Source organism: Bacillus sp. X1(2014), assembly GCF_007678255.1.
Window position 1 is genome coordinate 115,291 of sequence record NZ_VEED01000009.1, and the last position, 13,746, is coordinate 129,036.

The window sequence follows — 13,746 nt, forward strand, 5'->3', positions numbered from 1 at the left end:
AAAAGTTAACAATCTATTTTTTTTTAAAAAATTTTATAACAACTTATGTAGAACAACTCCTGCTTAGGTTGAAATAGTGCTTACAAAAAATTATGCATCAATAAAACTGGATCATTCGTCAGGTTTTCTATCCATTCTTGCATTAGGATTTGTCCTTGGTATAAAACACGCAATAGAGCCAGAACATGTAATTGCTGTTTCAACCATTGCAAGTCAAAGTAAAAATTTATTCAGGGCTTCACTAGCAGGAGTTTTTTGGGGGATAGGACATACAGCAACATTATTTATTATTCGAATTATCCTTATGCTATTGAAGGGTGAAATACCTGAAAAATGGGCTATGTCATTAGAATTTTTAGTCGGAATTTAGCTCAATAACAAAAAAGGATTGCTATAACAATCCTGCAGACTGTCGACAAATCCGAAGGATTTCGGTTTTTAAGTCGACAGTCTTTTTTGTTTGGCCATTAAACTAGTCTGTTGATTTCCGTTCCAGGCGGCTTCGCTTTCCGCGGGCGGTTCGGGGAGCCTCCTCGGCACTTTCAGCGCCTGCGGGGTCTCCCCTGTCCCGTACTCCCGCAGGAGTCTTCGCCGCCTTCCACTCCAATCAACAAGGTTATAAAATCAGTAATGACCTTTATATCAGTCCTTTGTATAATTAAGCTACAGACATATAAATGAGGTGGATGAAATGCTAACTAAAAATACACAGATGAATCGTGACCAAATAGAAATGATAGCTTTAGATCAGCTTGTACCTGCGAATCATTTGGTTCGAAAGATTGAAGCTGCTATTGATTTTTCATTTATTTACTCACTCGTTCAAGATTTGTATTCATCTGAACGTGGGCGTCCCAGCATCGACCCCGTAGTATTGATTAAGATGACTTTCATCCAATATACCTTCGGTATTCGCTCCATGCGTCAAACCATTGGGGAAATCGAAACTAATATGGCTTATCGTTGGTTTCTTGGCTTTGGTTTTAATGACAAGGTACCACACTTTTCAACATTCGGTAAAAACTACGAGCGACGCTTTAAGGATACAGATTTGTTCGAACAGATTTTTTATCGTATTTTGAAGGAAGCCTCTGGCAAGAAATTAATTAGCAGCGAACACGTATTTATAGATTCCACACATGTTAAGGCGAGTGCGAATAAGCGCAAATTCGAGAAGAAAGTTGTCCGAAAAGAATCTAAAGCTTATGAAGCACGTTTACAAGACGAGATTAATAAAGACCGCGAAGATCACGGAAAAAAGCCATTTCCTCCTGATAAATTTGATAAAGAAGAATTAAAAGAAATTAAAGAAAGTACTACTGACCCAGAAAGTGGTTATTACGTAAAGGACGAACGAACTAAACAATTCGCATACTCATTTCATGCAGCTTCAGATCGAAATGGTTTTGTTCTTGGCACAATTGTAACACCAGGGAATATCCATGATAGCGTCATATTCGAGCCACTACTTAAGAAAGTCATCGAAAAACACGGGAAACCTGAAGCTGTTGCTGCTGATGCCGGATACAAAACACCTGCTATTGCTCAATTCGTATTTGGAAATGATATGACTCCTGCCTTACCGTATACACGTCCACGTACGAAGGATGGTTATATGAAAAAACATGAGTATGTTTATGATGAATATTACGATTGTTATATCTGTCCGCAAGGACAAATACTAAACTATGCAACGACGACGAAGCATGGAAAGCGTCAATACTTTTCTAATCCTCTTGATTGTATAAATTGCCCATTACTTTCCGAATGCACGCAAAGTAAAGAACATAAAAAATTGATTGAGCGTCATGTGTGGGAACATTACATAGAAGAAGTCGATCACCTTCGTCATACACAAGAGAATAAAAGCATTTACGCAAGACGTAAAGAAACGATTGAACGTGTCTTTGCAGATGCTAAAGAAAAGCATGGTATGCGTTGGACAACCTTAAGAGGCCTTAAAAAATTGTCCATGCAAGCGATGCTTACTTTTGCTGCCATGAATTTGAAAAAGATGGCCAACTGGACGTGGAAAAGTCCTGAATTGGCCTAGAAATAGGCATAGGATTGGTCTAAATATTGCTCTTACGAGCAAAAAAACAATAAAAGGCATTCGAATGAACTCATTCGAATGCCTTTTGTCTACAATCTGAAGGATTGCTATAACAATCCTGATTTCTCGACTCTTATACAAGATTAAGTTGGGTTCTTCACAATTTTCTGTGACTATTTTCTTACTACCACCATATCATTGCCCCAACCTAGGTGTAAAAACGGACCAGAGCGAACCTTATGAACTATTTTACTTCTATGGCGAAGGCATAAAAGGCATCGCCATGAGATAAGTTCTCTTCCTTTTCATCCATCCACCATACTCCATAAGAGTAATAATAAAGCCCTTTTTGTATAGGGGCTGAGAAATTATTATCCTTAACAACAATTTCAGTTTCTTTGTTATTACTTATCTGTAAAACATGGAATGTATTTGGTTTTGGTTCATAATCCATCACGAAAGTAATATTCTCTCCAGATTTTACTTCTATTGGCTTTTTACCTTTTAATAGCTCAATTGTTCCAACTTTATCGACGCATTCACCTTTTCCATTCTCTTGCCAACAATAAGTACCGAGTGTAGTTTCAAATCTTTTATGTGCAATTTCTATAAATGCTTTAGGAGGCTTTCCTCCTGACAATCCATTATTTGAACACCCCATTATGGTAAGTCCAAAAAAAGCTATTAAAATAAAAAAGCATTTTTTCATACACATTCCCCCCTATTAATGTATATGACGGACTCGTTTGTATTAAGTTACGAGACAATTTTGAAATATATTTTGACTTACCTTTGCCCCACATACAAGCTAGCTAACCTTCTCAAACTAAAATCTTTACTTTAATGGGAGTCGATTGATCTGGAAAATAAGTAGAATCGTAAATTTTTTCATTACTTCCTATCCTTTCTATAGTGTTATTTTGTTAAAATAAAATAGGGTACTTCCCATAAAAAATTACTATCCAAATCGATCACAGTTACAAATATTTAAATTAAACAGGATGTCTATATTTTCCTATACATTATACCTCAAAGGGTATATAGTCGGATTTACTTTCAACTATTATTTCATAAAAATAAAAATGTAGAAGATTTTGAAAGGTCGTGTCAACGAGATGCTTTATATAAGGGATATCGAGAAGATTATTGAAAATACATTGCAAGAGCACAAAATAACGATAGATTATGAATTTAACAATACCTTACCCGCACCGATGAGTTTTAACGTGTCTACTAATACCCTTAAGTTTAACTATTTACAAATTAATGGATACATAGCGAATATTAACTTTAAAATTAAGGAGACAGATGAAGACTGTGTCAAACTCATACTCTATCGTCAGCTCGGTTATTATATAGCATTCAAGAACAACAAACATGATTTACGGGTGTTAAAGTACTTTGAGGATGATGAAAAAGCAGAATTTCTAGCGAAAATAGAAAACAATGCCTGGGATTTGGGAAGAACGTTGGTACCTGATAGATTAGTACATTCCTATGATCAAGTTCGTGAAATAGATAAAATGCTATTAAAAATGAATTGATTTAAGAATGGCTAAACACTAACTTCCATTATATGTGAGAAACGCCCACTATTGCAGATAGTGGGTGTTCATGTTTTTAATGTTCTTAAGATATCCTTCTAACGGCACTTCTTAATGTATGTTAATGTATTTATCCAAATAAACCAATCCTAAGTTGGTATTGCTTCAAATACTCCATTCCCCCTTTGCATATTCTTCGAATCTTTTTTCTAGATTTTAAGCGAAAATCGCTATTAAAAATGCTTTAATATTCTTCCCTAAATCAGGATCATTAATAAAATAGAACAACGTTTAAAAATTGTTACTTCTCATCTTTTTCAAAAGATGTAAACTCATATCTGGTATAATAGGGAAAAATACAATCAGTGAAAGAAGGATTATCTATCTTATGAAAAAATCTTGCAGTGAATCGAAAACTATTCAAACAGACGGAGTCCTGCCAAATGACACAAACCCGCACCAGACTCTTTTCGGAGGCGCTCTGATGAGCCGAATTGACCGGGTTGCTGGCATTGCAGCGATCAAACACTGCGGAAAACCTACGGTGACCGCAAGTACCGATTCGGTTGATTTTTTGCATCCAATCACCCTTGAAGATGCAGTAACATTAGAAGCGTTTGTCACTTGGACCGGGAACACCTCAATGGAAGTGTTTGTGAGAGTGACAGCTGACAACTTATTTACAAAGGAAAGCCGGGTGGCGGCGACTTCGTTTTTAACCTTTGTCTCGTTAGATAAAGAAGGGCATCCTGCTCCTGTGCCATCTGTTTATCCCGAAACGGAGGAAGAACACTATTTGTTTAATACGGGAGAAGCGCGGTCCATTGCCCGAAAGCTCCGAAGAGAACAAAGCAAGCATCTCTCACAAACGTTTGGCAGGAAATAACAAGGGCAAATGTCAGTGTTCATCATTATATCTTAACTAATTTAGCAAATTATACTAAATTGTTAGAAGGAAAAAACGCTAAACTCCATATTAATATGGGGTTTAGCGTTTTGAGTTTTCAGTCCTATGTAATAGTCCACACAATTTCACTAGTTATGGCTGCTGCGTTCCCGCCCTGACCAGTTTCCTAGTGTCATTGTTGGACTAAACTCCGCAGGTAGGACTCGAACCTACAACCAATCGGTTAAATGCCGAATGGACTGCCACTTTACTACTGCGGTTAAAAATTAGTTTGTTTTTTAGTGGAAATGACGGGAGTTGAACCCGTGTGCAAAGATCTTGGCACTTATACATCTACGAGTGTAGTCAGTAGAATTGATTTCACTTACTTCTTTAGCCTACTGACAGACGTGGAAGCAGCTAGTCTGGTTGGTCTCTTCCTTCATCCTCAGACGGTGGAATTCGGCGTAGTCCACTTGGAATGAGTCCCTTACCCTACCACATGGACGATGGAGGGAGGAACCGCTATCGTCTGTTATTAAGCAGCGAAAGCGAAGTTGTTGTTTTGTTTGCCAGTTATAGGCTTTATCGTTTTAACGAGGACGAATCCCTCGACTCGCCATATAAGCTCAAACGATCCCTGTCGATACCAAGACATCCCCATAATATAATGGCAGAGAAGAAGGGATTTGAACCCTCGCGCCGGTTACCCGACCTACACCCTTAGCAGGGGCGCCTCTTCAGCCTCTTGAGTACTTCTCTGTAATAAAATTTCGCGTCAGTTCCGTTAAGAACTTACAAGAAAACTATATCATCGATTCAATTTGGAAGATAGCTGTAAAATTTGGTAGTTCAAAAGCCCTATTCTTACCGATTACAGAAATCCATTCAACATATTCCGGTAGGAAACAGATGCAGGTGGGACTGGTGGTGGAGGAATGAATGGAATTACTGTTGGTCTATACCAAGGATGGTAGTGATGAAAAATAATGTAGTAATACATTAATATCCTCCTTTCACTTATAGTCAAAGTAGTCTATGAGCTTCCACCTAAATAGGATTGGATTGAAGCCAAACTTTATTATTTAATTCCAATACTCATGAAAAATGTCTAAGTTATAACGCCATTGACAGTATTTACGTGATCGTGGAATAAAATGAATTCTATTGAAGTCTCTCTCCATACCAGGACATGCACTTGAGTTGAATTAGCGCCAATAAGACAAACTCCTTCTGAATGTTATTTAAACTTCATTTTATATTCAGCTAGGAATGTTTCTCCTTCTTCAAGCTTATTCACTCCCATCTTCTCCTTCATGTTCCCAGATGTATTATACGTATCGGCAATACCATACCAAGGCTCGATGCAAACAAATGGCGCTATCGTGCCAGTAGTGTCCATATATTTCGACCAAATTCCAACAAACGGGAATTTTTCGAACAATACTTCTATTCCATGACCTGATTTATTAGATTCCAATGTAATTTGATCGATATTGCTGTAGACAAGAGCATCATGTGCAAAAAGAGTGGGCTTGAGTTGTATCGTTGAAATATCATTAGCCGTTCCTCTTTCATGGATAAGGTATCCCTTTAACTCATATTCCATTACATTTTTATTGGCTGCAGGAGTAAAGGCTAAACGGTAGTCCTCAATGGTTTCATTTTCTATAAGCGGAATCCTAAATGCAGGATGAGCACCAATTGAAAAATACATTTCTACCTTGTTTTCATTCACTATTTCCCACTGAACCATTAGGGAGTCCTCTCTGAGGATATAACGAATAATCGCTTTAAATTCGTAAGGATAAACATGACTGAAGCCTCCAGCAGACTCAAATACAAAAGAAACGGTTGTTGCTGTCTGCTCTTCTACATCGAATACAACGTCACGCAAAAAGCCATGCTGTGACATCTTGTAGGTATGATCATCCAATTGATATTGATCTCCCTTTAACCGTCCAACAATTGGAAATAAGACCGGAGAGACTCGTCCCCAGTAGGCATTATCCCCTGTCCACATATAGTCTAGTCCATTTTTCTTATGCTTTACTCCTCGTATTTCTGCACCGTTTCTTTCTATATCTACCTTTAGCCAATCATTTTCAATTACAAGCATCCTATTTCCCTCAATTCTCATGTTTAAGATGAATCATGGTGTGAAGTTATCCTTCAAAATCCCAAGGACAAATCTCAAAAAATTGCCTCGTACAATTTTATATGACGTCTTTGTTTCTGTGGAAAGTATTAAATTAAATATTAAATTGAACTTTGGAGAAATAACCTGAGGATAACAAACATAATTGGAAACATTGGAATGAAACTACTAATGATTTATCATGGTATCCTTGATATAGTATGTGTTGTCGCATCTGAACGAATTCATAAACATGAAATGGTGAGTAGTCGCGGTTCCTTTACAGGAGCTGAGGAAAGTCCAGGCTCGCACAGTGCTGAGATGCCTGTAGTGTTCGTGCCATCTGCAAAGGTGGGCAGCCGATTCAACGTTTCGGCTCACGGCGGTGAAATCATGCTAAGTCCTTTTGGATATGCTGAGATTAACCTGAAAGTGCCACAGTGACGAGCTTTTCTGGAAACGGAAAAGATGGAACGGGTAAACCCCACGAGCGAGCAACCCAAATTATGGTAGGGGCATCATCCTGCGGGAAATGAACCTAACGGATGAATCGGCCATTGGCCGGTAGATAGATGACTACACTTCTAGTACGAGGCTTGCTGCCGATTAAAGTACGGAAGGACAAAACCTGGCTTACAGCCATTTCATAAGCAAATTATCGTTCAAAGCTACAAATGAATGCGGGTTGGACGAGATTTTAGGGCTTTAAATCAATCGTCTAAGTTTTAAATCCCCGCACAACATACATAAATATTTGTCCCATTCGGATAGCTTTTTTTCATCTGTTGGTAAAATCTAGTAAAAACCTACTTACACAGGTTGTAAGTAGGTTTTAATTTTTATTCGCTGTTTTGTGTGGTATTAAAGAAATCATCAGCCTGATCTTTTTTGTTATCTTTTACCGTATTATGGTTTTTACCCATTTTCCCATCTGATTCATAACTTAAATTCTCCGATACTTTTTTATTCTTTTCCATAACTTCACCCTTTCAAAACTAGTTTGTCCCTCTACATTTTTTATATAAAAATTTTTTTATGATACCTAATAAAGCGCAAAGTCACCAAAATTATGATGTAAGTCGATCAAAAATAATCTTCAATAATTCCTTATAGATTAGCTTGGGAAAACCTTCACAATCTCTTATACACTTTTATAATCTAATCCCTTAATTGTATTGTTCTAGAATCTAAATCATAATATAAAGACACCTTCTTATTAAAGAAAAGCGCCCGATTGCGGAAGATTAAAAATATTTTTAAAGGCTTAAGGGTCTTTTTTACGCTTAGCTGGATAATCGAAAAATTGTTCGGATTTTATATTGTTACTGAATAATAGACAGCCTTTTTTGTTCGTGTCACTTGTTGATAGTAACACTCTAACCCAAAAATTAATGTTGGGCTAAAACTCTTCAATAACTATCCATATCAATAATCTTTCAGCTCTATCCCGTTAGCAGCTTTCGCGATCATTTTCATCTTAAATTGTACGACCATAATGGCGGGAATACGCATCATTAAATTGCGTAGAAAGATTTTGAAGCTTGATTTTTCAATCATACGCCCTGCAGCTATTCGTCCTATTTTTTGAGATTCTGTATCATAGCGGTCGTACGTCAATTCCGCTGATTGGAACAAGAACATACCTCTTGCTTCTGTATTGTCACGAGCGCTATACATATCTACAGTTTTTCCTGGTATCGTATATAACAATTGGCGGTGGTCGAGGTTGTGGTAATTCTCGAGGGTGAAAATCGAGATATAACAGCCAAGCGTACGTTTAAACTGTGCTTCTTCGCCAAAAGTTAAGGTGCGCACATTTGAATGGAGCCCGTCCGCACCGACGACCAGGTCAAATGTCTGTGGCTTGCCATGTATAAATTGAACTTCAGCACCTGCTTCAGTCTCATCTATTGCGGAAATCGAATCTCCCCAAATGTATTCAACTGTATCCTTGGTTAAATCGTACAAAATGTTACTAAGATCGTCACGCATGATTTCGATGTCCAGACCCTGCTGGTTCCCCATACTTGCTTCGCTTATTTGACATTCAATCTTGCCTTTGCAGTTCACGAAGTAAACTCCAGTCATGTTCGTGTCAGCTGCACGAACTTGACCGAGTATACCCATCCCCTTAAGCACCGTAATGGCTGCACCACGGATATCAACCCCGTAACCACCCATGCGCAATGATGGTGCACGTTCTATTACAGTCACGGAGAATCCGTGCCGATGAAGCCAGTAAGCGAGTGTCGGACCGGCAATGCTCGCACCAGAAATAAGGACGCGCATCCTTTGTTTCATATTTGCTTATTCACTCCTATCCTAATTAAAGTCTTAACATATCCACAGTATATTTACGGCCTTTTTTACTTAATTATCACAACAAAATAATAGGAATTTAATTAATCAACAAAATGGCCCGTTTGCTGACCAATGATTAATCTGGACTCTTCCACTCCCTCCTGCTTCGTTAGCACAAGAAGAAAAAGCCACCATAAATGGCAGCTGGATCTTCAACTCTTGCACCCGTTAGCTTAACAAGGATTAGTTTACGATAAATACTCTAACAATAATTTTCGTGCTTCTTCGTTGTTCATATATTCTTTGAAAAACGTTGGATAATCGGAGATTTTCTCTTCCAAATAACGATATTGTTCAAAAATGTCAAAGAAGGATAAATGAAGCCAATCTACCTGGCCTTGTGGGATTTTCCTTTCCTCTGAATACATAGCTTAAGCATCCAGCGATATTCATCCAATAGGAATTCAGATCGGCGTTTAAGCAATCCTCCTAGGGAATCTTCTTTTTGAAATCCTTTTGCATTTACAAACTTTACTAAATACTCTGCATGGATATGACCATCTTCAACATGAAGTAAAACATGAGTCGCAGCCGCAACCGCCGCCACAAATTAACAAATCATAAAAGAGTTCTAACCAGGCCACTTTCTTTTCTTTCATTTCTGCACTCCCTCCAATTCTTTATAGTTACTAGGATGATTGAAATATATAGTAATTTAAAGAGAAAATAAAATTGACTTAGTCCATTTGCCATAGCTTGCAAAACACGAGCCGAATAATAAGAAAACTAAAGAGAAATCCTTACATCCTAGATTTTTTGTCATGAACACTTCATTAAATTAAATAATCAGACAATTAGGTATAACGACACTCTTTTATTTTGGTATATTATGGTAACATTAAAATAATTTTAAACGAGGAGGAAATGTATGACTAAGACCATCGGCCTTATTTGTGGTAGTTTACGAAAAAATTCTTATAATCGAATCATTGCTCAATCATTAACAGACCTGGATGATTCCCATCGATTTCGTTGGATCGAGATTAATGATCTACCTTTGTTCAACGAAGACTTAGAAATAAGTGTTCCAGAAACAGTGACATCATTTAAATCTGCTATCCAGGACGTTGACGGTATCATTATTATAAGTCCAGAGTACAATTCTGGAATTCCAGGCGTATTAAAGAATGCGTTGGACTGGGCATCAAGACCTCGGGAATCCGCCGTTCTTAGCAGAAAACCGGTTGGTTTAATTGGTGCAACTCCTGGGGGATTAGGTACTGCCTTTGCTCAATTGCAAATCAGACAAGTACTAGAGGCCATGCAGGTTCATGTTCTTCCATTTCAAAAAGTGTTGATTTCCCAAGTACATAAAAAGATTGATTCTGATCAGAAAGTCCTTACAGACGAACAAACAAAGCGTTATCTTCAACAATATTTACATCAATTTATTCAGTGGATCGGACACACTCCAGCTCTAGATTAATTGAAAAAGTCCAAGCTTTTTCAATCATTTTTATGAAAATACTACTAACACATAATGAGTTTTTAGAAAACGAATTCCAGTAATCCGTTCAATTACATTGGAACAAACGAAGGAGTTTAACATCCATTTTCCAATCTATGAATCTTCTTCGATTACTTATACTTAATTAAAGGGAGGACAATAAAATGTCTGATTTCTATTCTCGTCTTAATAAAGATGATGCTGCCGTTCTTTTAGTTGATCATCAAACCGGCCTTATCTCCGGTCTTGTGCGTGACTATGGTGTTGATGAATTCAAGAACAATGTTATGGCTCTTGCTAACACTGCTAAGTTTTTTGATTTACCAGTTATTTTAACAACAAGCTTTGAAAACGGGCCTAATGGGCCACTCATGCAAGAATTGGTTGAACTTTTTCCTCATGCACCAAAAATAGCTCGTCCTGGACAAATTAACGCTTGGGATAATGAAGATTTTGTCAAAGCAATCGAAGAAACTGGAAAAAAACAACTGATCATTGCGGGCGTAGTAACAGATGTTTGTGTTGCATTTCCTGCACTTTCCGCTGTGAACGCTGGTTATGAAGTATTTGTTGCTACTGATGCTTCTGGAACATTCAGTAAACAAGTAGCGGATGCGGCATTAACGCGTATGGCCCATGGTGGGGTGCAGCTTCTGAACTGGTTTAGCATAGCGTGCGAATTACAACGTGATTGGCGAAATGATGTTGAAGGTTTTGGCGCTTTAATTTCTCGCCATCTTCCTGGTTATCAAAATCTTATTGGAAGCTATAGGGGAGCTCAGAGAGATTTCAGCAAGCAGCCTAACTAGAATAGCAGCTTTTTTATAACTCACTTTTTCCAATATAAAGCTTCTGGCTTATTCAAGAAAAAGGCGTTTTTCCAAAGTAACTAAAGCCTAATTTCTCACTTATAACACCTGAGAAATTAGGCTTTTTATATTTGTATTTCCTTAACGTTGTAAATCCGCGTTTTGACATCGGTATTAGCAAATAAAAAAGCAAAACTCGCCACAGTATTGGCTATTAGCTATACTTCGTAATGTAATCCGCATCTCCCAGCATGACGCCGGCAATCGTCAGAAAATCTTCCCGCCCAATCTCAAAATGACCATAGCGGAAGGAATACCCCCAATTTCGATTCCCACGCATGAAGCTAAGCTTCTCCAATAAATCGGCAATCTTTACTTCCTGACATGGTATATATCGGATATTTCGGCGGAATGGCACAAAGGATTCGGACATCTGATATTCGTATACTCTTTCATCCGCAACCTGTCCAATGGCGGTGAATGCTTGGAGCGCCTCCCCCTTTGCCAAATTCGTTCGTGGAGAGTAGTATATCAGCCAATCGTTGGGACACATACGCTTTAAAGGTCCTGATTTGCCATGGCAGAGCTGGGCAAATCCACCTAAAACCCCCAACTTCACATGTGATGCGGATACGACGCCAATCCAGTAGCGGCTTTGCTCAGCTAATAATCTTGTCACGTCCCTCTTCATAATTTAAACGTTCCTTTCTAAATCTTTTTTCAAACGGTCCAACTGAAGAAGATGATGACGAAAGTGCATTTCAATAAGTAAAAACCACTCTTTCGCATGTAGCGCACCGAATCTCGGATGGGAGACTGTATTCTGTTTAGGTGCCTTTTCAAGTTTTGGCTCCGTTTCTTCCATTCGATGGATTAAGGTGTTCAAACCTTGGATCAGTTGTTCTTTGCTTACCGGTTGCTCAGGTGTATATTGTGGGGAATGCGGAACTTTAATACGTATGGGAGGGAATCCATTCTGTTCAAATATCGCTGCACCTTCCCTTGTTTTTTCCGTTGGAGAGACCAAAGCATTCTTGCTCTGCATAATGCAATGGTCAATATTGCGCAGTTGCATATAAAGTGCCGAGTTAATCAGATGCTGATACATTTGTCCAATCGACCACTCGTCCTCACTCGGTTGTCTCTTTAACTGATCCATACTGAAATTATCCAATTCACCAAGATAATGAAACGCTAAGACTTTAAACTGCTGTAATGCTTCCATTGTATTCATATCCTTTAAACAACTCCTTTTCCTAATTTAATCTGACTATAACAAAACACTACTGACAACAGTATGTCAGTAGCGTTTCAACATTTTTTCGGCTTCTTCACGAATCCGTATTCGGAAAGATTCAGGTTCCAACACAACGACATCTGCACCCCAGCCAAGTACCCAATGCAGTAGCTCGTCTAGCTGTCGAACACGAAAGTTCGCAAGCAAACGATTCTCATGCTCCTCTATTGCTTCCAAGTAAAAATTGTTGGATTCCTTCACTTTATCTGCTATGTCAGGGTTGATCTGAATGATTACACGAACATTGCGATCATCCGGTGGCTTATAATCATTTAAATTAAAATCGCTTGGCACCTTGAATCGGTCTTCAAGAATCGTAAGCCCGGTCATCCTTGACAACCGGAAATGACGAATTTCCTCCCGCAGATCACACTGTGCAATTAGGATCCATGATCCTTTAACAAGCACAAGTCCATAAGGAGCCACCACACGAAAGCTATGTCGATTCCCATCCGCTTCGGGTATTCTTTTCAAATAGTGGAAGCTTATTTTCCGCTCCCCCAATATCGCTCCACGGACTGATACGATGTATTCTTTCTCTTTTACCCACATAACCTCTTCACCAGAAGAAAGCAACCGTATCGTCTTACGCACCCGAGATGTTTCTCTGCGAACACTTTCAGGTAAGATAGCCTCAATTTTCCCGCGAGAGGTTTGAGCCCCAATGCCATAGTCAACATCAAATCTTTGTTCGATAAAGTCCGTACCTATGATCAATGTCACGGCTTCTTCCACCGTGAAACTAATCGGTGGCAGGAAATATCCCTCCATCAAGGAATATCCCAATCCGGGGGCTCCTATCACCGGTACACCCGCCTCACTCAGAGCCTGAATATCTCGATAGATGGTCCTCACACTTGTCTCAAATGTAGAGGCCAAATCCTCAGCTCGTAAAACCTCTTTGCGTTGCAACTCAAGCACTATGGCTAACAATCGATCTGTCTTGTTCATACAACTATATCTCCCCGCGAAACTAAATAATATTTTTGGAAAAGTCTATTTTTTCAGTCATCGAATTTTTCCACTTTTTATCATCCTTGATGTGTTGTCAGCGGATTCCCAATTAAAAGACTACTATCAGTAGTCCAGCCTTAGTGTGCCATTTCTTGCACACTAAGAAAAGCTGCCACAATTGGCAGCTCTGTATTTCGCTAATTTAAGTGTAATTCTCAACATACATATGCGTATCTTGTTTTTGATTTTCACAAAAAA

Annotated in this window: 13 protein-coding genes, 2 tRNA genes, 3 other RNA genes and 3 pseudogenes; 7 read left to right on the forward strand and 14 right to left on the reverse strand. The window is 38.6% G+C overall.

Annotated features, from left to right (window positions below):
- Nucleotides 1-106: 106 nt before the first annotated feature.
- Both FS608_RS17450 and FS608_RS17460 read left to right on the forward strand, forming a co-directional pair.
- A pseudogene (locus tag FS608_RS17450) lies at nucleotides 107-367 on the forward strand (HoxN/HupN/NixA family nickel/cobalt transporter); the annotation flags it as partial.
- Nucleotides 368-691: 324 nt separating this feature from the next.
- Complete coding sequence (locus FS608_RS17460; protein WP_144553306.1) at nucleotides 692-2,053, forward strand: IS1182 family transposase; 1,362 nt, start codon at nucleotides 692-694, stop codon at nucleotides 2,051-2,053.
- A 244-nt stretch (nucleotides 2,054-2,297) separates the two neighbouring features.
- Here the strand turns inward: FS608_RS17460 and FS608_RS17465 are convergent, their stop codons facing one another.
- Entirely contained in the window at nucleotides 2,298-2,762 is a 465-nt protein-coding gene (locus FS608_RS17465) for a hypothetical protein (RefSeq protein ID WP_260871727.1), read from the reverse strand.
- Between the two features lie 406 nt (nucleotides 2,763-3,168).
- Between FS608_RS17465 and FS608_RS17470 the strand changes: the two genes are divergently transcribed.
- Nucleotides 3,169-3,597, forward strand: coding sequence for a hypothetical protein (locus FS608_RS17470; protein WP_144553309.1), 429 nt, complete (start codon nucleotides 3,169-3,171; stop codon nucleotides 3,595-3,597).
- A 388-nt stretch (nucleotides 3,598-3,985) separates the two neighbouring features.
- Nucleotides 3,986-4,483, forward strand: coding sequence for an acyl-CoA thioesterase (locus FS608_RS17475; protein WP_144553311.1), 498 nt, complete (start codon nucleotides 3,986-3,988; stop codon nucleotides 4,481-4,483).
- A 126-nt stretch (nucleotides 4,484-4,609) separates the two neighbouring features.
- Here the strand turns inward: FS608_RS17475 and ffs are convergent.
- From ffs to FS608_RS17500, 6 genes are all read right to left on the reverse strand, one after another.
- An RNA gene (gene ffs, locus FS608_RS17480) (signal recognition particle sRNA small type) lies at nucleotides 4,610-4,693 on the reverse strand.
- A tRNA-Lys gene (locus FS608_RS17485) sits at nucleotides 4,693-4,764 on the reverse strand. The genes ffs and FS608_RS17485 overlap by 1 nt, the downstream gene beginning before the upstream one ends.
- A 19-nt stretch (nucleotides 4,765-4,783) precedes the next feature.
- Nucleotides 4,784-5,145: a transfer-messenger RNA gene (ssrA, locus tag FS608_RS17490) on the reverse strand.
- A 9-nt stretch (nucleotides 5,146-5,154) separates the two neighbouring features.
- Nucleotides 5,155-5,245 (reverse strand) — tRNA-Ser (locus tag FS608_RS17495).
- A 112-nt stretch (nucleotides 5,246-5,357) separates the two neighbouring features.
- A complete protein-coding gene (locus FS608_RS31345; RefSeq protein ID WP_260871728.1) occupies nucleotides 5,358-5,486 on the reverse strand; it encodes a hypothetical protein in 129 nt (42 codons plus the stop codon).
- Nucleotides 5,487-5,723: 237 nt separating this feature from the next.
- Nucleotides 5,724-6,602 carry an aldose 1-epimerase family protein gene (locus FS608_RS17500; protein ID WP_144553313.1) on the reverse strand — a complete coding sequence of 293 codons (879 nt, stop codon included), beginning with the start codon at nucleotides 6,600-6,602 and terminating at the stop codon, nucleotides 5,724-5,726.
- A gap of 275 nt (nucleotides 6,603-6,877) precedes the next feature.
- Between FS608_RS17500 and rnpB the strand changes: the two genes are divergently transcribed.
- An RNA gene (gene rnpB / locus FS608_RS17505) (RNase P RNA component class B) lies at nucleotides 6,878-7,261 on the forward strand.
- A gap of 198 nt (nucleotides 7,262-7,459) precedes the next feature.
- Here rnpB and FS608_RS30390 read toward each other — a convergent pair.
- The 4 genes and pseudogenes from FS608_RS30390 to FS608_RS31350 form a co-directional block, all read right to left on the reverse strand.
- Entirely contained in the window at nucleotides 7,460-7,597 is a 138-nt protein-coding gene (locus FS608_RS30390) for a hypothetical protein (RefSeq protein WP_186328785.1), read from the reverse strand.
- A gap of 448 nt (nucleotides 7,598-8,045) precedes the next feature.
- Complete coding sequence (locus FS608_RS17510; protein ID WP_144553315.1) at nucleotides 8,046-8,921, reverse strand: FAD-dependent monooxygenase; 876 nt, start codon at nucleotides 8,919-8,921, stop codon at nucleotides 8,046-8,048.
- 248 nt (nucleotides 8,922-9,169) lie between these two features.
- Nucleotides 9,170-9,374, reverse strand: a pseudogene (locus FS608_RS17515) (YxiJ family protein).
- A gap of 70 nt (nucleotides 9,375-9,444) precedes the next feature.
- Nucleotides 9,445-9,580: pseudogene (locus tag FS608_RS31350) on the reverse strand (low temperature requirement protein A); the annotation flags it as partial.
- Between the two features lie 269 nt (nucleotides 9,581-9,849).
- On the opposite strand from FS608_RS31350, the gene FS608_RS17530 reads away from it, so the two are divergent.
- Together FS608_RS17530 and ycaC are read left to right on the forward strand one after the other, a co-directional pair.
- Nucleotides 9,850-10,407, forward strand: coding sequence for an NADPH-dependent FMN reductase (locus FS608_RS17530; RefSeq protein ID WP_144553319.1), 558 nt, complete (start codon nucleotides 9,850-9,852; stop codon nucleotides 10,405-10,407).
- 185 nt (nucleotides 10,408-10,592) lie between these two features.
- Entirely contained in the window at nucleotides 10,593-11,237 is a 645-nt protein-coding gene (gene ycaC / locus FS608_RS17535) for an isochorismate family cysteine hydrolase YcaC (protein ID WP_144553321.1), read from the forward strand.
- Nucleotides 11,238-11,451: 214 nt separating this feature from the next.
- On the opposite strand, the gene FS608_RS17540 is transcribed toward ycaC, so the two are convergent.
- From FS608_RS17540 to FS608_RS17550, 3 genes are all read right to left on the reverse strand, one after another.
- Nucleotides 11,452-11,928 carry an EVE domain-containing protein gene (locus tag FS608_RS17540; protein WP_144553323.1) on the reverse strand — a complete coding sequence of 159 codons (477 nt, stop codon included), beginning with the start codon at nucleotides 11,926-11,928 and terminating at the stop codon, nucleotides 11,452-11,454.
- A 3-nt stretch (nucleotides 11,929-11,931) separates the two neighbouring features.
- Complete coding sequence (locus tag FS608_RS17545; RefSeq protein ID WP_144553325.1) at nucleotides 11,932-12,471, reverse strand: DinB family protein; 540 nt, start codon at nucleotides 12,469-12,471, stop codon at nucleotides 11,932-11,934.
- Between the two features lie 66 nt (nucleotides 12,472-12,537).
- Nucleotides 12,538-13,485, reverse strand: coding sequence for a helix-turn-helix transcriptional regulator (locus tag FS608_RS17550; protein ID WP_144553327.1), 948 nt, complete (start codon nucleotides 13,483-13,485; stop codon nucleotides 12,538-12,540).
- Nucleotides 13,486-13,746 lie beyond the last annotated feature (261 nt).

Bases quoted from the DNA above. Each gene is read 5' to 3' on its own strand.
- FS608_RS17460 (WP_144553306.1), top strand. From the start codon at position 692: ATGCTAACTAAAAATACACAGATGAATCGTGACCAAATAGAAATGATA.
- FS608_RS17465 (WP_260871727.1), bottom strand. From the start codon at position 2,762: ATGAAAAAATGCTTTTTTATTTTAATAGCTTTTTTTGGACTTACCATA.
- FS608_RS17470 (WP_144553309.1), top strand. From the start codon at position 3,169: ATGCTTTATATAAGGGATATCGAGAAGATTATTGAAAATACATTGCAA.
- FS608_RS17475 (WP_144553311.1), top strand. From the start codon at position 3,986: ATGAAAAAATCTTGCAGTGAATCGAAAACTATTCAAACAGACGGAGTC.
- FS608_RS31345 (WP_260871728.1), bottom strand. From the start codon at position 5,486: ATGTATTACTACATTATTTTTCATCACTACCATCCTTGGTATAGACCA.
- FS608_RS17500 (WP_144553313.1), bottom strand. From the start codon at position 6,602: ATGCTTGTAATTGAAAATGATTGGCTAAAGGTAGATATAGAAAGAAAC.
- FS608_RS30390 (WP_186328785.1), bottom strand. From the start codon at position 7,597: ATGGAAAAGAATAAAAAAGTATCGGAGAATTTAAGTTATGAATCAGAT.
- FS608_RS17510 (WP_144553315.1), bottom strand. From the start codon at position 8,921: ATGAAACAAAGGATGCGCGTCCTTATTTCTGGTGCGAGCATTGCCGGT.
- FS608_RS17530 (WP_144553319.1), top strand. From the start codon at position 9,850: ATGACTAAGACCATCGGCCTTATTTGTGGTAGTTTACGAAAAAATTCT.
- ycaC (WP_144553321.1), top strand. From the start codon at position 10,593: ATGTCTGATTTCTATTCTCGTCTTAATAAAGATGATGCTGCCGTTCTT.
- FS608_RS17540 (WP_144553323.1), bottom strand. From the start codon at position 11,928: ATGAAGAGGGACGTGACAAGATTATTAGCTGAGCAAAGCCGCTACTGG.
- FS608_RS17545 (WP_144553325.1), bottom strand. From the start codon at position 12,471: ATGAATACAATGGAAGCATTACAGCAGTTTAAAGTCTTAGCGTTTCAT.
- FS608_RS17550 (WP_144553327.1), bottom strand. From the start codon at position 13,485: ATGAACAAGACAGATCGATTGTTAGCCATAGTGCTTGAGTTGCAACGC.